Source organism: Gemmatimonadales bacterium (assembly GCA_035502185.1).
Lineage (GTDB): Bacteria > Gemmatimonadota > Gemmatimonadetes > Gemmatimonadales > JACORV01 > Fen-1245.
The window spans coordinates 49,264-66,910 of record DATJUT010000077.1 but is presented as its reverse complement, the minus strand read 5'-3'; the positions used below and the strand labels follow the sequence as shown (position 1 = coordinate 66,910).

17 protein-coding genes are annotated in these 17,647 nt (G+C 72.9%); 6 read left to right on the top strand and 11 right to left on the bottom strand.

Translation table 11 applies throughout. The features are described 5' to 3' along the window. From VMF70_10680 to VMF70_10670, 3 genes are all read right to left on the bottom strand, one after another. Positions 1 to 647 (bottom strand): 4-hydroxybenzoate octaprenyltransferase (locus VMF70_10680; protein ID HTT68484.1); only part of this gene is annotated, 647 nt, incomplete at its 3' end. Further along, positions 644 to 2,125: a menaquinone biosynthesis decarboxylase gene (locus VMF70_10675; protein HTT68483.1), complete on the bottom strand. Its 1,482-nt coding sequence runs from the start codon at positions 2,123 to 2,125 to the stop codon at positions 644 to 646. The genes VMF70_10680 and VMF70_10675, both read right to left, overlap by 4 nt. A 16-nt stretch (positions 2,126 to 2,141) precedes the next feature. Then, on the bottom strand, positions 2,142 to 2,870 hold the full coding sequence (locus VMF70_10670) for a ubiquinone/menaquinone biosynthesis methyltransferase (GenBank protein HTT68482.1): 729 nt from the start codon (positions 2,868 to 2,870) through the stop codon (positions 2,142 to 2,144). Between the two features lie 127 nt (positions 2,871 to 2,997). Between VMF70_10670 and VMF70_10665 the strand changes: the two genes are divergently transcribed. From VMF70_10665 to VMF70_10650, 4 genes are read left to right on the top strand one after another with little or no spacing between them, the layout of a single operon-like run. Continuing rightward, entirely contained in the window at positions 2,998 to 3,600 is a 603-nt protein-coding gene (locus VMF70_10665) for a sigma-70 family RNA polymerase sigma factor (protein ID HTT68481.1), read from the top strand. Between the two features lie 51 nt (positions 3,601 to 3,651). Then, positions 3,652 to 4,170 carry a hypothetical protein gene (locus VMF70_10660; GenBank protein ID HTT68480.1) on the top strand — a complete coding sequence of 173 codons (519 nt, stop codon included), beginning with the start codon at positions 3,652 to 3,654 and terminating at the stop codon, positions 4,168 to 4,170. Then, positions 4,148 to 5,428 (top strand): hypothetical protein, encoded by a 1,281-nt coding sequence (locus VMF70_10655; GenBank protein HTT68479.1) that lies wholly within the window; start codon positions 4,148 to 4,150, stop codon positions 5,426 to 5,428. Before VMF70_10660 ends, VMF70_10655 begins: the two co-directional genes overlap by 23 nt. Next, on the top strand, positions 5,425 to 6,291 hold the full coding sequence (locus VMF70_10650; protein HTT68478.1) for a hypothetical protein: 867 nt from the start codon (positions 5,425 to 5,427) through the stop codon (positions 6,289 to 6,291). Before VMF70_10655 ends, VMF70_10650 begins: the two co-directional genes overlap by 4 nt. Here the strand turns inward: VMF70_10650 and VMF70_10645 are convergent. The 6 genes from VMF70_10645 to VMF70_10620 all read right to left on the bottom strand — a co-directional run bounded on the left by VMF70_10645 (position 6,288) and on the right by VMF70_10620 (position 11,632). Then, positions 6,288 to 7,043, bottom strand: a complete 756-nt coding sequence (locus tag VMF70_10645) for an SAM-dependent chlorinase/fluorinase (protein ID HTT68477.1) — start codon at positions 7,041 to 7,043, stop codon at positions 6,288 to 6,290. The genes VMF70_10650 and VMF70_10645 overlap by 4 nt on opposite strands. Next, the gene (locus VMF70_10640; GenBank protein HTT68476.1) at positions 7,040 to 8,386 is read right to left on the bottom strand and encodes an MATE family efflux transporter; all 1,347 of its coding nucleotides are present in this window, start codon (positions 8,384 to 8,386) and stop codon (positions 7,040 to 7,042) included. The genes VMF70_10645 and VMF70_10640 overlap by 4 nt, the downstream gene beginning before the upstream one ends. After that, the gene (locus tag VMF70_10635) at positions 8,383 to 9,000 is read right to left on the bottom strand and encodes a hypothetical protein (protein ID HTT68475.1); all 618 of its coding nucleotides are present in this window, start codon (positions 8,998 to 9,000) and stop codon (positions 8,383 to 8,385) included. Before VMF70_10635 ends, VMF70_10640 begins: the two co-directional genes overlap by 4 nt. 203 nt (positions 9,001 to 9,203) lie before the next feature. Further along, positions 9,204 to 10,295 carry an Mrp/NBP35 family ATP-binding protein gene (locus VMF70_10630; GenBank protein HTT68474.1) on the bottom strand — a complete coding sequence of 364 codons (1,092 nt, stop codon included), beginning with the start codon at positions 10,293 to 10,295 and terminating at the stop codon, positions 9,204 to 9,206. Positions 10,296 to 10,300: 5 nt separating this feature from the next. After that, positions 10,301 to 10,549, bottom strand: a complete 249-nt coding sequence (locus VMF70_10625) for a NifU family protein (GenBank protein ID HTT68473.1) — start codon at positions 10,547 to 10,549, stop codon at positions 10,301 to 10,303. 45 nt (positions 10,550 to 10,594) lie between these two features. Further along, positions 10,595 to 11,632 carry a bifunctional oligoribonuclease/PAP phosphatase NrnA gene (locus tag VMF70_10620; GenBank protein HTT68472.1) on the bottom strand — a complete coding sequence of 346 codons (1,038 nt, stop codon included), beginning with the start codon at positions 11,630 to 11,632 and terminating at the stop codon, positions 10,595 to 10,597. A 219-nt stretch (positions 11,633 to 11,851) separates the two neighbouring features. Here VMF70_10620 and VMF70_10615 point away from each other — a divergent pair, with 219 nt between their 5' ends. Together VMF70_10615 and VMF70_10610 are read left to right on the top strand one after the other, a co-directional pair. Then, entirely contained in the window at positions 11,852 to 12,178 is a 327-nt protein-coding gene (locus VMF70_10615; protein ID HTT68471.1) for a hypothetical protein, read from the top strand. Positions 12,179 to 12,189: 11 nt separating this feature from the next. Beyond that, positions 12,190 to 14,421 (top strand): hypothetical protein, encoded by a 2,232-nt coding sequence (locus VMF70_10610; GenBank protein HTT68470.1) that lies wholly within the window; start codon positions 12,190 to 12,192, stop codon positions 14,419 to 14,421. A gap of 89 nt (positions 14,422 to 14,510) precedes the next feature. Here the strand turns inward: VMF70_10610 and VMF70_10605 are convergent, their stop codons facing one another. Together VMF70_10605 and guaB are read right to left on the bottom strand one after the other, a co-directional pair. After that, a complete protein-coding gene (locus VMF70_10605) occupies positions 14,511 to 16,019 on the bottom strand; it encodes an amino acid permease (GenBank protein ID HTT68469.1) in 1,509 nt (502 codons plus the stop codon). Between the two features lie 143 nt (positions 16,020 to 16,162). Beyond that, positions 16,163 to 17,623 carry an IMP dehydrogenase gene (gene guaB / locus VMF70_10600; protein HTT68468.1) on the bottom strand — a complete coding sequence of 487 codons (1,461 nt, stop codon included), beginning with the start codon at positions 17,621 to 17,623 and terminating at the stop codon, positions 16,163 to 16,165. Positions 17,624 to 17,647 lie beyond the last annotated feature (24 nt).

Below are 17,647 nucleotides of genomic sequence, written 5' to 3'. Positions count from 1 at the left end.
AGGGCCACCGTCATGGAGCGGAGCCCGTGCTCCCGGTCGAACTGCTCGTCCTGGAGGGAGTACAGCACGTCGAATCCGCCGCCCCAGCAGGTGACGACCAGGGCCAGGAGCACGATCACCCACCACGGGGAGCTCCACGCGCCGGTGACGGCCAGGTAGCCGCCGACCGGGGAGATCGCCATCCCGATGCCCAGCCACAGGTGGGCGAGTGCGGTGAAGCGCTTGGCGTAGGAGTAGACGGTGATCCACGCCAGGGCGACGGGCGAGAGCACGAGGCAGAGCGGGTTGAGCAGCCCGGCGGCGAGCACGAACAGCCCCGACATCGCGACCACCAGCAGCCAGGCCTCCGCGAGCGACATCCGCCGGGCCGGCAGCTCCCGGCTCGCCGTGCGAGGGTTCAGCTCGTCGAGGCGCCGGTCCGCGATCCGGTTGAAGCCCATCGCCGCGAACCGCGCCGCGCCGAACGCGACCACCACCAGGAGCAGCGTGCGGACCGTCACCGGCCGGACTCGCGACGCGGCCGCGACGCCCACGAAGGCGAACGGCAGCGAGAACACGGTGTGGGCGACCTTCACGAAGTTGGCGTAGGCCACCAGCCGGCCCCCGCCGGAGAGCACCTGCCCGTCCACGCCGCCGGCGCCCGTCACGGAAGCCGGATGCCGAGCCGCGCCCACAGCTCGTCCACCGTCTTGCGCGTCGCCGCGTCCATCACGATCCGCTCCGGCCACTCCCGCGTGAACCCCTCCTCCGGCCACTTCCGCGTCGCGTCGATGCCCATCTTCGATCCGTAGGTGAACCCGCGGCTCGAGTGGTCGAGCACGTCCACCGGGCCCATCGTGAACTGCACGTCGCGCTGGGGATCGATGTGGTTGAGGGCCACCCACCACGCCTCGTCCGGATTCCGCACGTCCACGTCGCGGTCCACCACCACGATCACCTTCGCCAGCGCCATCAGGCCCTGGCCCCACAGACCGTTCATCACCTTCCGGGCGTGCCCCGGGTACTGCTTGTCGATGCTCACGAACACGAGGTTGTGGAAGATGCCGTAGGCCGGCATGTGGTAGTCCACGATCTCCGGCAGCGTCAGCTGCAGCAGCGGACGGAAGATCCGCTCCGTGGCGTGGCCGAGGTAGAAATCCTCCATCGGCGGGCGGCCGACGATCGTCGCCGGGTAGATCGGGTCGCGCCGCATCGTGACGGCGGTGACGTGCACGCGCGGGTAGCGGTCGGCCAGCGAGTAGAACCCGGTGTGGTCGCCGAAGGGCCCCTCGACCACCAGCGCCTCGGCCGGATCGACGACCCCCTCGATCACCACCTCCGCCTCCGCGGGCACCTCGAGGTCGCTGGTGAGCGCCTGCGCCAGGCGCACCGGCGAGCGCCGCAGGAAGCCTGCGAACAGGAACTCGTCCACCGCCGGCGGCAGGGGCGCCGATGCCGCGTACATCGACGCCGGGTCGGCGCCCAGCACGATCGCCACCGGCATCCGCTCGCCGCGCTCGGCCATCGCCCGCCAGTGCGCCGCGCCCACCTTGTGCCGCTGCCAGTGCATCGCCAGGTCCCGGGGACCCTGCACCTGGATCCGATACAGCCCCACGTTCCGTGCTCCCGTCGCCGGGTCCCGCGTGATCACCATCGGGAAGGTGATGTAGGGACCGGCGTCACCCGGCCAGCACACCAGGTGGGGGAGCTGGAGCAGGTTCGCCTCCGCCTCCCGGAGCACCACGGCCTGGCAAGGGATCGGACCGGTGGCACGCTGCGGCGGGATCCTGGCCAACTCGGCCAGCCTGGGGAGCATGGACAGCTTGCCGGCGAGACCCTCAGGGACATCCGCTGTGAGCATCTCGGATATCCGTGCTCCCACGTCGTCCAGCGCCGCCGTCCCGAGCGCCAGCGCCATGCGCCGCATCGAGCCGAACAGGTTGATGGCGACGGGCAGACGGCTCGGCGTCCCGTCCGGGAGCACCGGATGCTCGAACAGCAGGGCCGGCCCACCGCCGCGGCTCTTCATGCACCGATCGGCGATCTCCGTGATCTGGCGATCGACGGACACGCTCTCGCGCACCCGCACCAGCTCGCCCGCCTCGTCCAGCGCGGCGAGGAAATCCCGCAGGCTGTCGAGGCTCATCGGACCTCCCCGAGGCTCATCGCGCCCCCCAGTGGATGGCGGCGATCCCGCCGGTCAGCAGCTCGTAGCCGGCGTCCCGGAAGCCCGCGCCGACCATCCGCCCCATCAGCTCGGCAGGCGCCGGGAACGTCTCGACCGAGGCAGGCAGGTATGCGTAGGCGGTCGGGTGGCCCGAGACCGCCCGGCCCACCAGCGGCAGGACGCGGCGGAAGTAGAAATGGTAGAGCGAGCGCAGCGGTCTGGAGGGCGGCGTGGTGAAGTCGAGGATCACCAGGCGCGCGCCCGGCTTCAGGACCCGCCACAGCTCTCGCAGTCCGGCGTCCAGGTCGTCGAGGTTGCGGACGCCGAAGCCCACCGTGGTCCCGTCGAAGCGGCCGTCCGGGAACGGCAGCGCCAACGCGTCGGCGGCGGCCGGCACGACCGGTCCGTGCCCGACCTTGTCAGCCCCGAGCCGCAGCATCGGGGCGGCGAAGTCCACTCCCACCACCCGGCCCCGGAAACCCGGCCGGCCGGCCAGCTCGATCGCGAGGTCCAGGGTGCCGGCGCAGGCGTCGAGGAAGGTGCCCGTCGCGCGGCGCTCCCAGCCGAGCCGGTCCACGGCCCGCCGCCGCCACGAGCGGTCCACGTTGAGCGACAGGAGATGGTTGAGCAGGTCGTAGCGCGGCGCGATCGCGGAGAACATCTCGCGCACGTAGCGACGCTTCTCGAGGGGGGGCGGGGGCGAGGCGGGTGGCGCCAACGTCATCGGCCGGCGGTGCGTCCGTGCCGGGGTTGGCACGCCCGGCGGGCGGCGCGGAGAACGGCTCGGCGCCGTGACGTCTCCTCAGGCGCAGTCGGGCGGAGCGGCATCGGAAGCGTAGATTACCCCCCGCATGCCGACGGCGAAAGACCTCCAGGCGCTCGGCGACCAGGAGGTCGTGGAGCTGGCCAAGGCCGGCAAGGAAACCGCGTACCGTGAGCTGCTCCGGCGGTACGAGCGCCCCGTCTTTTCCCTCATCTTCCGCATGGTCCGCGACCGGTCGCTGGCCGAGGACCTCGCCCAGGAAACCTTCGTCAAGGTGCTGAACGCGCTGGGGAGCTACCGGCCCGAGTACAAGTTCTCCTCCTGGATCTTCAAGATCGCCAACAACGCCGCGATCGATCAGCTGCGGCGACGCGAGCTGGACACGCTGTCGCTCGACGGCAGCCCCGAGGCGCGCACGGCCGACGAGATCGAGGCGACCGCCCTGCAGGCGACCGACCGCGCCGAGTCGCCGCTCGAGGAGCTGGAATCGCGCGAGACCGGGGCCGCCATCGAGCGGGCGATCGGTCGGCTGAGACCCGAGTACCGCACCTGCATCCTGCTGCGGCACGTCGAAGGCCGCTCGTACGAGGAAATCGCCGAGGTCATGGACCTGCCGCTGGGCACGGTCAAGACCTACATCCACCGGGCCAGGCTCGAGCTGCGGGAGTACCTGGCCGACCTGAGAACCTGAAACCGCTGCCACCCCGCTCCCGTAGGGGTGGCAACGAGGGAGGTAAGTGGCGTGACGGACAAGCAGTTAGACGATTCCGACCTGGATCTGCTGGTGCTGCGAGGGTTGTCCAGTCTCCCGGCCCTCGCGCCCGGGCGTGGATTCCGGGATCGCGTCATGGCATGCGTGAGCCTCCCCAAGCCGGCGCCGCTCGTCCGGCTGCAGCGCGCCGGCGCCTGGGCCCTCCAGCCCCGCCACGCGGCGGCGCTCGCCACGGGCTACGCCGCGTGCGTGCTGGTCACCGTTCTGCTGGCGGGGCCGTGGGTTTCGGCGCACGCCAGCTTCGTCACCCTGGGGGCCTCGTGGCTCATCGGACACGTCGGCGGCTGGATCGACGCGGGCCTGATGGCTGTCGCCTCCTGGGGCGTCCGCTCCGGCGTGGTGGACGCTCTCCGCTCGGCGCTGGGCACCGGGCCGCGGCTGTGGGCCACGCTCGCCACGGCGGCCATCGTGTACGCCGGCAGCGGGTACGGGCTGCACGTCCTTCTCAAGGCGCCGCGGAGGAGCCATGAACTCAGTCGCGCGCTGTAGCGTGCTGGCCGCGGCCCTCGCCGCCGCTTCCGCGGGAGGGGCGACGGCCACGACCCTGGGCGACCACGGGTCGCGCGACGCCGCCGCGCGCATCGCCGAAGGGCTGCGGTTCATCGAACGGGTGCTGCACATCCAGCAGCACGGCACCCAGGTGTCCTCCTTTACCATCTCCATCGGCTCGCGCGAGGCGAGCCTGGAGCTGGATCTCGCCTCCGGCGGGACCCGCGTCGTCGTCCTCAAGGCGGGCGGCCTCTACATCGACAACCAGATCGCCGGCCAGTACACGGTCGGCGGCGCACTGGAGCACTCCTGGCGGAGACTGCTCGCCGATGCCGGCTCCTTCGACACGCCGCAGCTCGTGGCCAGGTTGAAGGGCTGGAGCGTCGACGGGCTGACGGGCGGGGACCTCGCCGTCAAGCGCCGCATCGACGACGTGTTGAGCCCGCTCGCGGCCGCGCCCGCCGTCGCGGCGACGACGACGGCCCGCACCTCTCCCTCCGCCGAGTCGGCTCAGGCGCCGGCGGCCCCGGGCCCGGCGTTGCCGTCGCTGCCGCCCCCGGCCCTCGAAGCGTCCGCGCCCGCCGCGGCTCCCGCGGCGCCGTCCGCGGTCCAGATCCTGTTCCACGACGTGAAGAACGTGGTGGCGATGTTCATCGCGCTGGCGATGATCGGCTTCGGGACCGTGTTCTTCGCGCGGCGCTACCTCGAGGTCGTCGCCGATACGGCGTCGCAGGCGTTCGGCCGCTCGCTGGTCGTGGGTCTGCTGGGGCAGCTGCTGCTGCTGCCGACGCTGGCGATGCTGGTCGTCGGCCTGATCTTCACCATCGTGGGGATCCTGCTCCTGCCCTTCGCGGTGATCGCCTTCCTCATCGCGGCGTGCCTCTCGGTGCTCGGCGGCTACCTGGCCGTCGCCCACGCGGTCGGCGAGACGGTGAGCCGGCGGCGGATGGCGAACGGCGCGTTCGTGCGCAGCCCCAACGCGTACGGCTACCTGTTCACCGGGCTCATCGGCCTCCTGGGTCTGTGGGCCGCCGCCGCGCTGTTCGGGTGGGCGGGGCCGGTGGTGTACGTGTTCCGCGCCGCCGCGTTCGTCGTGACCTGGCTGGCGGGCACCGTGGGCTTCGGCGCGGTGCTGCTCTCGCGCGCCGGGCTGCGGGACACCTTCACCGGCCGGCACATGGGCGACCAGTCCGGCGAGTACCTGTGGGCCACCCCGCCGGCCACGCCGGCGGCGCCCCGGCCGGGCCGCCGCCAATGAAGGCGCACCGCGCCCTGCCCGCCGCGCTGGCGCTTGCCGCGCTGCTCGCCGCACCCGCTGCGGGCGCGCAGACGCTCCGGACCCTCACCTCGTCGCGCCAGCTGCACGGGGAGGCCGCGCTCGCGGTGAACGTCAGCTACGTCGCCGGCCGGTTCCACCTCGTGCCGGCGCCGGCCGGCACCCTGTACCAGATGGAGATGCGCTACGACGAGGAGAAGTTCACGCCGATCCGCGAGTACGACGCGGCCAGCGGGGCGCTGAGCCTGGGACTCAAGAGCCGCGGGCACGTGACGCTGGCGGGAAACGGGGACGAGGACGACGTGCCGACCCTCGACCTCGCCCTCGCCGCGGGGGTGCCGCTCGCCCTGTCGTTGGATCTGGGTGCGGCCGAGGCCGAAGCCGATCTCGGCGGCCTCGCGCTCACCAGCCTGCGGTACAAGACCGGCGCGTCGCGCTCCCGGCTGAAGTTCGGCCGGCCGAACGTGGCGGCGTGCGACTCGCTCACCATCGAGGCCGGCGCCGCGGAGTTCACGGCCACCGGCCTCGCCAACGCCGGCTGCCGCCACGTGCGCGTCGAGGGCGCCGTGGGCGCGGTGACACTCGATTTCAGCGGCGTCCCACGCGCCTCGTCGGACGCCGACATCCACCTCGGGCTCGGCACCCTCAAGCTGGTGCTGCCGCGCACCGTCGGGGTGGCCGTCACGCTGGACCGGTTTCTCGCCTCGTTCGACCAGGACGGCTTCACCCGCCGCGGCGGCGTGTACTACTCCGACAACTACGCCGCCACGCGCTTCCATCTCGACCTGAAGGTGGAATCGGCCTTCGGTGGGATCGAGGTGGCGTGGGTGGACGGGCCGCGCTAGCGCGCGGCCGCCCGCACCTCGGCTCCGCGCGCCAGCCCCAGCACCGCGTCCGCCCGCCCGTCGCGGACGGCGATCTCGATCGTCCCTCCGGACCCCACGAAGGCGACCGGCGCGCCCGGCGGCACGTCGGCGAAGGTCGCGAGCAGCGGGACGCTGTGACGCCCCAGCTGCACGGCCGCGCCGTCCGCGACGGCGTCGTCCGGGACGTTCGTGACCAGAGTGCCGAACCGGTCCACGTGGACGACCTGGCCGATGACCGCGGCGCCCTCGACGCGCACCCGCCGCGGCGGCAGGTGCACGAGGTCGCCGACCGCCGGTCCCAGCTCGCCCAGGGCGGCGCCGGTCGCGAGCCTGGCGGCGGCCGGCGCGAACACGTCGCGTCCGTGGAAGGTGCGGCTCGCCGACTCCGGCACCGGCAGGCTGACGACCTCGGCGTGGGCCGCCGCGAAGACGTCCGACAGCAGCCCGTTGTCGGGGGCGACGAAGCGATGTCCGCCGGCCGCCGCGGCCAGCGCGCGCCGCCGCGTGCCGACGCCCGGGTCCACCACCGCCAGGTGCACCGTGCCGGTCGGGAACGTCCGCCACGCGCGGCCCAGCACGAAGCTGGCGGCCGCGACGTCCCCCGGCGCGATGTCGTGGGTGATGTCCACCAGCGGCGACGCCGGCGCGAGGGAGAGCAGCGTGCCCTTCACCTCGCCGACGTAGCTGTCGGCGGTGCCGAAATCGGTCACCAGGGTGATGATGGGGCTCACGCGCGCGCCCGCTGCCACCGCCCGCTGCGCCACAGGCCGGCCATCGCGATGCCGCGCCCCACGGCCGTGAGGCTGATGGTCCACCAGATCCCCGCGACGCCCAGCACTCCCGCCAGCCACGCGGCGAGCGGCAGGCGGGCGGCGCTGAGCGATCCCGACCACAGCGTCGGCTCGAGCGTGAACCCGGCCCCGCCCAGCGATCCCTCGAGCACGATCTCGACCGCCATGGTGATCTCCGCCAGCGCGATGATCCGCAGGTAGCTCGCGCCCGCCGCGACGACCGCCGCGTCGCGGCTGAACACCGCCACGAGCTGCCGGGGCGCCAGCAGGAAGGCCAGGGCCACCACGCCGGCTGCCATGCACGCGTAGCGCACCGACAGCCAGCCGGCGCGCCGCGCGCGGTCGGCGCGCCCCGCGCCCAGATTCTGCCCGACGATCGCCGCCGACGCCAGTCCGAAGCCCACGGCCACCTGGTAGGCGAGACCCTCGAGCTTGTGGCCGACGCCGAGCGCCGCGAGCGCCGGCGTGCCGAACCGCGTCGTGATGCGCGTCAGGCCGATGTAGATGAGGGCGAAGAAGATCCCGTTGGCGGCCGTCGGGAGGCCGATGCGCAGCACCGCCAGGCCCGCGCGCCAGTCGCGCGCGGCAAACCGCAGCAGCCGCCGCCGGACCAGCAGCCCGAAGCCGAACGCGAGTCCCAGGGCCCGCGTGCCCACCGCCGCGACCGCGGCGCCGGCGATGCCCATCGCCGGCGCCGGCCCGAGCCCCAGGATCAGCACCGGGTCCATCACCAGCGTCACCAGCACCGACAACGACAGCAGCGCCAGCGGAGTGCGCGTGTCGCCCGACGCGCGGAACGTGGCCTCCGCGGCGTAGAAGCCCAGCACCAGCGGCGTGCCCAGCAGGTAGGTCGAGAGCCAGGTGCGCCCCAGCGCGGTGACCTCGGGCGGGGTGCGCATCACCGCGAACAGCGCCGGCAGCAGCTGCCAGCCGACGATGGCGACCACCACCCCCGTCACGAGCGCCAGCATCAGCGTCGTGCCGGACGCGACCGCCGCCAGGGCCGGCGCGCCCTCGCCGTGGCGGCGGGCGGCCACCGCCGTGAGCCCGACCGCGATCATCTCGCCCACGGCGAGTAGCATCCACACCGCGAAGCCGGCCGTGGAGATCGCCGCCAGCGCCGCCGGGCCGAGCGTCCGGCCGACCCAGAAGACGTCGATCAGCAGGAACGCGAGCTGCAGCAGCGCCGAGCCGATGGCCGGCACCGCCACGCGCATGATTGCGCGCGGCAGCGGGCCCGAGACCAGGTCGCTGGCCGGCGCGCCGGTCACCGCGGCGGTCACGGCGTCCGGGGGGCCGAGTCCAGGAAGCGGCGGAAGACCGGGTTGTCGGGGAAGCGGGCCGCGAGGTCGCCCACGATGCGGCGGCCCTCCTCGCGCAGCGCGGCGTCGGAGGCGCCCTCGCGCACCAGCGCGTTGGCGTAGACCCATTGGGCCTCGAGCCGGGCCACGGTGCCGTCGCGGCTCACCCGTCGCAGCCGCTCCAGCGCCGCCGCCGCGTCGCCGCCGCCCAGGCCGATGATGTGCGCCACCAGCCGCGCCAGCAGCCCGGCGCGCGCCAGCGCGTACTCGTACACCCCCAGGCCCAGCTCGCAGTCCACGCAGGTCGAGTCGAGGGCCAGAGCCTTGCCGAGCGCCGCGCGCATCCGTCGCGCGTCGCGCGCCGCCCGCCAGTAGTGCCCGTGCAGCTCCGCCTGCCGCGCCCGGTAGCCCGTCGCCGTCCCGAGCCAGAACAGCGCCGCGACCCGGGCCGAGTCCGTCGTCGCGGCCGCCGCCGCCCGCTCGGCGCGCGACGCGGCTTCCGCGAGCAGCGCCTCCACCGAGTCCTCGGCGAACCCGTCGTCCTGCTGCGCCGTGCCCCACCAGATCAGCGCCGACGCCGCCAGGGCCGGGCCCACCGCATCCTGCGGATGCAGCTCGGCGAGCCGGGTGAAGAACAGGCCCGCGGCCTCGAACCGGCCGCTGTAGATCAGATCCTGGCCTGCGGCCGTCTCGGCCGCCGTGGCCCGGACGCTCGAGTCGGGAGCGGGAACGGAGTCCTGCGCGCGCGCCGGCGCCGCAGCCGCGGCGGCGAGCAGGACGGCCAGAACGGCGGGCGTCTCTAGGATGCGACGATCGGAAGGCGCACCGCCGCCGCGGCCGTGCGCTCCTGCAGAGCCGCCGCGAGCGCGGCGAAGGCCAGGGCCGCCGGCGACCCGGGCTCCGCGAGCACCACCGGCGTGCCCGCCTCGCCCAGCTCCTGGATCCGCGCCTGCAGCGGGATCTCGGCCAGCAGCGGCAAATCCAGCTCCGCCGCCAGGCGCCGGCCCCCGCCGCTCGAGAAGACGTCGGTGCGCTGCCCGCAGTGCGGGCAGTGGAAGTACGACATGTTCTCCACGATCCCGAGCACCGGCACGCCGACCTTCTCGAACATCTTCGCGCCGCGCAGCGCGTCGCCCACCGCGACTTCCTGCGGCGTGGTCACGATGATCGCGCCCGTCACCTGCACCGACTGCACCAGGCTCAGCTGGGCGTCGCCGGTGCCGGGCGGCATGTCCACCAGCAGGTAGTCGAGCTGGCCCCATGCCACGTCGGAGAGGAACTGCTGGATGATCTTCATGATGATGGGGCCGCGCCAGATGGCCGCGGCGTCGCGCTCGACCAGGTTGCCGAGCGACATCACCTTCACGCCGTGCGCCTGGATCGGCTGGATCCGGCCGCCGGCGACCTCGGGCCGCTGGTCCAGGATGCCGAGCATCCGCGGGACATTCGGGCCGTACACGTCCGCGTCCATCACGCCGACCCGCTGGCCCGCACCGGCCGCCAGCGCCGCCGCGAGGTTCACCGCGACGGTGGACTTGCCCACCCCGCCCTTGCCGCTCGAGACCGCGATCACCCGGCCGAGGTTCGGCAGCTCGCGCGCCGTGGGCGGCGGCACGGTCTTGGGCGTCGTGGCCGGCTGCTGCTGCGCGCCACCCGCCACCTGCATCTTCACGCCCGCCACCCCGGGCACTGCCTGGGCCGCGAGCCGCGCCTCGCGCACCAGCGTGGCCGGGTCCTCGCGCCCCAGGGCGAAGGCGATGCGGACCTGGCCGCCGGCCTCCACCGCGATGTCCTCCACCATGCCCGCCGCGACCACGTCCCGCTCGAGCCGCGGGTTCATCACCTTCCGCAGCGCGGCCTCGACCCTGGCCTTGAGATCGCCGTCCGCCACGCCGCTCACACCGCCGCGACGCCGCGGACTTCCGGCACCGCCATCTTCAGGCGCGCTTCGATCCCCTGCTTCAGCGTGGCCCGCGACATCGGGCAACCCACGCAATGGCCCATCAGACGCACCGTCACGAGACCTTCACTCTCGTCGAAGTCCACCAACTCCACGTCTCCGCCGTCCATCTGGATCGCCGGGCGCACTGTCCCCAGCACTTCCTCGATCTTCTCCAGCGTGGTCGCCACTGCTCGCTCCCGCATATGCGACCACTCCGGTCGCAAATTAGTTGGGCGTTCGGATGAGGGTCAAGAAACCCGCCCATTGGAGAGCAAGCGCCGTGCCGCTGCGAGGACCTGGCCCTGCACCTCGTCCAGCGTGCCGGGAATGGACGCACCCGAGGCCTTCGCGTGGCCGCCGCCGCCGAAGGGCTGGGCAAAGGCAGCCACGTCCACGTCGCCGACGGAGCGGAACGACACCTTGATCCTGCCGCTCGCCAGGGTGCGGAACAGCAACGCCAGCCGGGTGCCCTGCACCGAGCGCGCCAGCTCGACCAGGCCGTCTAGGTCGTCGGCGCTCACGCCGTGCCGCTCCAGCGCGCCGGCCGGCACCGTGATCCACGAGAGTCCGATCTCCGGCTCCACCACGAGCGTCTCCAGCACCTCCGCGGTGAGTCGCAGGCGGCCGACGGGCGCGGTCGCGTACACCTGCTCGTAGATGCGCTCGGGGTCCAGGCCGCACTCGAGCAGCGAGGCCGCGACGCGCAGTGTGCGGGGCGAGGTGTTCGCGAACCGGAAGCCTCCCGTGTCGGTCAGCAGGCCCACGTAGAGCGCGCGGGCCGCGTCGGCCGTGAGCCGCCAGCCCGCGACCTCGGCCAGGTCGAAGACCAGCTCGGCGGTCGCGGAGGCCGCGGCGTCCACCAGGCGCGGCCCCTTGGGCAGCGTGCCGGGCGAGAGGTGATGGTCCACGCAGGCCGTGACGACGTCCCGGCCGTGAATCGTCTCGGCCAGCTGGCCGAGGCGGCCGAGGTCCGAGATGTCGAGCACCAGGAACAGATCCGCATCGCGCAGGGCGGCGACCGCGCGCTCGGTGCAGTCGTGCCGCTTCACCGGACTGACGAGGAAGGCGAAGCGCGGAGGGATCGGCGTCGGGTTCGCGATGCGCACGTCCTTGCCCAGCGCCTCGAGCAGGTGCACCAGCGCGACCTCACTGCCGATGCCGTCGCCGTCGGAGTTGACGTGCGTCGTCATCACGATGCGGCGAGCCGCGAGCAGCGCGTCGGCGACGGCGCGCGCGCCCTTCCGGCGGCCAGCCGGCACGATCTCCCGCTTCGGCTTGGACGTCATGCGAGGCACGGTAAGGGACTCGGAAGCCGCGGGCAAGTGGACATTTCCGCTCCCGTTGCGGACCTGGCGCGCGACGCGTACGGTGGGTCGGCGGCCTGACGCTCGAGTGACGGTGGGGCGCTAGGGTGCACGCCGGCCCGGGGTGCGCTGATGGGAGTGACGACGCGTTTGCTTCTCGTGTTGGCGGTGCTCATGCCCGCCGCCTGCACCCGGTGGTCCATGCGGCCCGTGCCGCTCGCGCAGGCGTTCGCGAGCGATTCCGCCAAGGACGTTGCCGTGCGGCTGCGCGACGACAGCACCCACTGGTGGCGCGTGCGCCAGGCGCGGCTGGTGGGGGACTCGATCGTGGGCCAGAGCAGGGCCAGCGGCCAGCTGCGCCGCGTCACGGTGCCGGCGGACGACGTGCTCGAGCTGGTGGTGCGCGAGCCGGACCGCACCGCCAACAGCGCGTTCATCCAGCTCGCGGAGATGGCCAGCTTCCTCGGCGTAGTGCTGTTCGTCGGCCTCGCCTTCCCGCTGTTCGCTCCCAAGGGATGGTCGCTGTAGGAGGGCCATCGATGCGCATCCGCCTCGCCTGCCTGCTCGCCGCCTGCAGCCTGCTCCCCGCCCGAGTCGTCGCGCAGGACAGCCTGCCCGAGCCGCTCCGACAGACCCGCGCCCTCCTCGCCGCGGGCCGGATCGACGACGCCATCCACCTCGCCGAGCGGTACACCGGCGATCATCCGCGCGACGCACGGGGCTTCCTGGCGCTGGGCGACGCGTGGCTCAGCCAGACGCCGTTCGGACGCTTCCGTGCGATCCGCGCCTACGAGGAGGCGCAGCGCCTCGCGCCCGGCGATCCGGAGCCGGCGTTCCGTTACGCGGCAGCCGGCCTGTGGCTCGGCGGCGACGACGGCGAGGACATCGCCAGGCGGGGCCTGGAGCGCACGCTCGAGCTGGACCCGCGGTACCCCGGCGCGTGGGACCAGTGGCTCACGCTGTTCCGGAACGCCGGCTCGCGGCGGCGGATGGCGGAGCGGCTCTCGCGCTGGTCGGGCGACCCCCTGATCCGCTCTCGCCTCGCGCTGCTGGCGATCGAGGACGAGCACTACGACGACGCCGACGCGCTGCTCGACTCCGCGCTCGCCGCCGACTCGACGAACCCGGCGTGGCTCGCGCTCCGCGCCCAGAGCGACTTCGAGGCCGGCGACACGCTTGGCGGCTGGTCGTTCTACCGGCGGGCCCTGGCCCACGCCGACGCCGACTCGACCGACGCGCTGTGGCGCCAGGTGGTGGGGATCGCGCAGCCCTACGAGGTGAGCCTCTGGTCGGCGGGCGTCGCTCCCGCGCAGAAGCGCACCTGGCTGGAGCTGTTCTGGGCACGCCGCAATCCGAACCTGTTCGCGGGCGTCAACCACCGGGTGGCCGAGCACTTCGCCAGGCTCCGCTTCGCGCGCAAGAACTACCCGCTGCTGCATCCGCTGATCTCGTACCACCGCAGCCAGCTGGCGCGCGCCATGAACCTGGAGCCGTCCTCCGGCGAGCGGGCGTTCTACACGCGCTGCGAGATGTACGAGGTGCTGGTGCCGCGGCACGCGCCGCTGCGGATCTTCGGCCTTCCCGAGGACCCGACGCTTCCCCAGACCGATCCGACTGCGACCTACGCCCAGACCGGTCTTCCGGGCGTGAGCCACGCCAGCGACCGTGCCCGCATCTTCCCCGACCCGACCACCGCCTCGATGGGGGCCTGGATGGAGTCGCTGTTCGGGTCTGCCGTGCAGTCCTCGATGTTCGCGCCGCTCAACCTCGACCTCAGGAGCATGGACAGCGTCGCGGCGCGGGTCGGCTACAACCTCGCCACCGGGCTCGACGACCGTGGCGTGATGTACCTGAGGCTGGGCCCGCCGGACCAGAACTTCATCGGCGCCACCAACGCCGCGGACATGAGCTGCAACACCCGGGACATCGAGCGGTGGCAGTACCAGGAGTACGGCGAAGTGCGGTTCGCGCGTCCGAGCGCCTTCTCCGGCGGCGAGCGCACCGTCCCGGACATGGTCTTCCGGGCGATGAACGAGCGGCAGTTCGAAACGGCGCAGAGAGGTCTCACCGAGGACGCGAGCGCGGAGCCGGCCCCCCTCGACTTCGGCGTCTGGACCGCGCAATTCGCCGACCGCATGGACGCCACGGTCACCGACCTGGTGGTCGTCACCACGCGCGGCGCCGTGGCCGCCTCGCTGGCGGGCGTCGCGGGCGCGAGCGCCCCCGGCGTCGATTCCACTGGCGTGGTGACCCTGCTGGCCCGGCCGGGCAGCTACCTGCTGCTCGCCCAGGCCCGGGACTCGGCGGGGCTCGGCCGGCAGACGCTGCGCATCGGTCTCAAGCGCTTCGACCGGCTGGCGGTGAGCGAGCTGCTGCTGGCGCCCGCCTGGGGCGACTCGGGCGTGGACCGCGCGGCGATGCTGGCCCGGGTCGAGCGCACGCTGGTCTTTCCGCAGGGCTCGCCGATCCGGAGCTACGCCGAGGTCTACGGCCTGCGCGCGGCGGGCGGGATCGCCCGCTACCAGGTCTCCTACGAGCTGCTGCGCACCGGCTCGCCGGAGCGGGACATCCGGCGCGCCGACTGGCCGGACGCGATCCGCTTCGAGTTCCACCGGGAGCGGCCGGCCGGCGCGGGAGGCGTGGCGCCCGAGGTCCTGGACATCACGCCGGAGCAGACGCCGCACGGGAAGTACCTGCTGCGGCTGCGCGTCACGGACCTGGACACCGGCGCCGACGCGGGCCAGGGCACCATCGCGTTCGTGGTCCGCTGAACGCGGCGTCCCGGCGGCGAGCGCCGAGCCCCGAACGCCAAGCGGCCGGCCCCTCACGGAGCCGGCCGCTGCCTCTCGCACGGCAGTCGCTACTTGAGCTGCGCGATCCCGGCCGCCATCTCCCGCTGCAGCACGCTGTGCCGCCGGCTGTAGCCGAAGTAGATCCCGAAGCCGATCAGCAGCCACACCACCAGCCGGATCCAGGTGTCCAGCGGGAGCGTGGCCATCAGGCCGGCGCAGCATACGACGCCCATGATCGGCACGAACGGCACCCACGGCGTCCTAAAAGGACGGGCGAGGTCCGGCCGCGTCCGGCGCAGAATCAGCACGCCGATCGAGACCAGCACGAAGGCGAGCAGCGTCCCGATGTTCACCAGCTGGCCCAGGAGCTGGAGGGGCAGCATCCCGGTGGCGATCGCCACGGCGATCCCGGTGAAGATCGTGGAGAGGTACGGCGTGCGGAACTTCGGGTGCACCGACGCCGCCCACCTGCCCAGCAGGCCGTCGCGCGACATCGAGTAGAACACGCGCGACTGGCCCAGGAGCATCACCAGGATCACCGAACCCAGCCCCAGCACCGCTCCCACGTCCACGAGCACGCGGAGGATCTCCGGCGCGCCGATGCGCTGCATCGCGAGCGCCATCGGGGCCGCGACGTTGAGGTCCTTGTAGGGCACCATGCCCACCAGCACCGCCGAGACGATGACGTACAGCAGGGTGCAGATCGCCAGCGAGCCCAGGATGCCGATCGGCATGTCCCGCTGGGGATTCCGCGCCTCCTGGGCCGCCGTCGAGACCGCGTCGAACCCGATGTAGGCGAAGAACACCAGACCCGCGCCGCGCAGGACCCCGGACGGGCCGTAGGTGCCCCAGTCACCGGTGTTCGGCGGCACGAAGGGCTTGAGGTTCGCGGGGTGGAAGTGCGCCAGGCCGACGAAGAAGATCACCAGGATGATGGACAGCTTCAGGATCACGATGAAGTTGTTGACGGTCGCCGACTCCTTGATGCCGATCACCAGGATGGTCGACATCACGGCCACGACGAACACCGCCGGCGCGTTCACGATGGCGCCCGTCAGGTTGAGCCCCGCGTGCGCGCAGCCGGCCACGGCGTCGCGGACGTTGGCCGCCGTGCACCACGCCGTCGGCGAATTGGTCAGGGTCGCGGGCAACGTGATCCCGAAGTCGTTGAGCAGGCTGACGAAGTGGCCCGACCACCCCACGCCGACGGTGGCCGCGCCGGCGGCGTACTCCAGCACCAGGTCCCAGCCGATGATCCACGCAACCAGCTCTCCCAAGGTCGCGTACGAGTAGGTGTACGCGCTGCCGGCGACGGGAACCGCACTCGCCATCTCGGCATAGCAGAGTCCCGCGAAGGCGCAGGCGATGCCCACGAGGATCATCGAGATCGGCACCGCCGGCCCGGCGTACAGCGCCGCCGCCTGGCCGGTCAGCACGAAGATGCCCGCGCCGATGATGGCCCCGATGCCGAGAGTGATCAGGTTCAGCGGACCGAGCGCGCGCTTGAGGGTGCGCTCGCCGACCGCGTCGGCCTCGGCGCGCAGCGCGGTGATGGACTTGGTGGCCCACAGGTTCATCGGAGCGACCTTTGGCTGCAGGGCTGGTAGCGGGACGCGAGCGTGCCCGCACCGGGGTGGAAGCGCGCTAGACTACTGGAGAGCGGCCGGCGGTGTCAAGCGCGGTGTCCCGCGAGCGGGCTCGCGGGAGCGGCCGCCGTGGCTCACGGGCTGTAGTTCGGCGCCTCGCGCGTGATGGAGACGTCGTGCGGGTGCGACTCCCGCAGTCCGGCGGACGTGATCCGCACCAGCTCGGTCCGGGTCTGCAGGTCGCGGATCGTGGCCACGCCGCAGTAACCCATCCCGCTCCTCAGCCCGCCCACCAGCTGGAAGACCACGTCGGCCACCGGGCCCTTGTACGGCACCCGTCCCTCGATGCCCTCCGGCACCAGCTTGGTGGCCGACATCTCGCCTTCCTGGAAGTAGCGGTCGGCCGAGCCCTCCTGCATCGCCGCCAGGCTCCCCATGCCGCGGATCACCTTGAAGCGCCGCCCCTCGTAGAGCAGCGACTCGCCCGGGCTCTCCTCGGTGCCGGCGAACACCGCCCCCATCATCACGCTGTCGGCGCCGGCGGCGAGCGCCTTGACCGCGTCGCCCGAGTACTTCACCCCGCCGTCGGCGATCACGGGCACCCCCGAGGCGCCCGCCACGGCGTCCTGGATGGCCGTCACCTGCGGCACGCCGACGCCCGTCACGACGCGGGTGGTGCAGATCGAGCCCGGTCCCACGCCGACCTTGACTGCGTCCACGCCGCGCTCGACCAGGGCGCAGGCGCCCTCGCGGGTCGCGACGTTGCCGCCCACCAGCTGGGCGTCCGGCAGCGCCTGGCGCAGCTCGGCCACCGCCTGCAGCACGCCCTCGCTGTGGCCGTGCGCCGAATCCACCACCAGCACGTCGCATCCCGCGTCGAGCAGCGCGTGCGCGCGGGAGACGGCGTCCTTGGTGGCGCCGAGCGCGGCGGCGACCCGCAGCCGGCCCAGGTGGTCCTTGTTCGCCGAGGGGTAGTCGCGCCGCTTGAAGACGTCCTTGACCGTGATGAGCCCCTTCAGCTTCCCGTCGCCCGCGACCACGGGGAGCTTCTCGACCTTGTGACGCGCGAGGATCTTCACCGCCTCCTCGAGCGTCGTACCCACCGGCGCCGTCACCAGGTTCTTGCTGGTCATCACCTCGCGGATCGGCCGGTCGAGGTTGCTCTCGAACTGGAGGTCGCGGTTGGTGATGATCCCCACCAGCCGGCGCTCCGTGTCCACGATCGGCACGCCGGAGATCTTGAAACGCGCCATCAGGTGGAGCGCCTCGCGGATGGGGCGGTCGGGGGGCAGCGTGATCGGGTCGAGGATCATCCCGCTCTCCGACCGCTTGACCCGGTCCACCTCGGCCGCCTGCCGGTCGATGGGCAGGTTCTTGTGGATCACCCCGATGCCGCCGAGCCGCGCCATGGCGATGGCCATCTCCGCCTCGGTCACGGTGTCCATCGCCGCCGAGACGAACGGCAGGTTCAGGGAGATGGTGCGCGTGAGGCGGGTGGACACGTCCACCTGCCGGGGATGCACCGTCGAATGGCCGGGGACCAGCAGGACGTCGTCGAAGGCGAGACCGTCGAGCGGACGAATACGGCTTTCCATGGCGGAAGATACCGGGCCGCTCCG

What these genes read in the sequence shown, in the direction of transcription:
- VMF70_10675 (HTT68483.1), bottom strand. Translation starts at nt 2,125, where the DNA reads ATGAGCCTCGACAGCCTGCGGGATTTCCTCGCCGCGCTGGACGAGGCG.
- VMF70_10670 (HTT68482.1), bottom strand. Translation starts at nt 2,870, where the DNA reads ATGACGTTGGCGCCACCCGCCTCGCCCCCGCCCCCCCTCGAGAAGCGT.
- VMF70_10665 (HTT68481.1), top strand. Translation starts at nt 2,998, where the DNA reads ATGCCGACGGCGAAAGACCTCCAGGCGCTCGGCGACCAGGAGGTCGTG.
- VMF70_10655 (HTT68479.1), top strand. Translation starts at nt 4,148, where the DNA reads ATGAACTCAGTCGCGCGCTGTAGCGTGCTGGCCGCGGCCCTCGCCGCC.
- VMF70_10650 (HTT68478.1), top strand. Translation starts at nt 5,425, where the DNA reads ATGAAGGCGCACCGCGCCCTGCCCGCCGCGCTGGCGCTTGCCGCGCTG.
- VMF70_10625 (HTT68473.1), bottom strand. Translation starts at nt 10,549, where the DNA reads ATGCGGGAGCGAGCAGTGGCGACCACGCTGGAGAAGATCGAGGAAGTG.
- VMF70_10620 (HTT68472.1), bottom strand. Translation starts at nt 11,632, where the DNA reads ATGACGTCCAAGCCGAAGCGGGAGATCGTGCCGGCTGGCCGCCGGAAG.
- VMF70_10615 (HTT68471.1), top strand. Translation starts at nt 11,852, where the DNA reads ATGCGGCCCGTGCCGCTCGCGCAGGCGTTCGCGAGCGATTCCGCCAAG.
- VMF70_10610 (HTT68470.1), top strand. Translation starts at nt 12,190, where the DNA reads ATGCGCATCCGCCTCGCCTGCCTGCTCGCCGCCTGCAGCCTGCTCCCC.
- VMF70_10605 (HTT68469.1), bottom strand. Translation starts at nt 16,019, where the DNA reads ATGAACCTGTGGGCCACCAAGTCCATCACCGCGCTGCGCGCCGAGGCC.
- guaB (HTT68468.1), bottom strand. Translation starts at nt 17,623, where the DNA reads ATGGAAAGCCGTATTCGTCCGCTCGACGGTCTCGCCTTCGACGACGTC.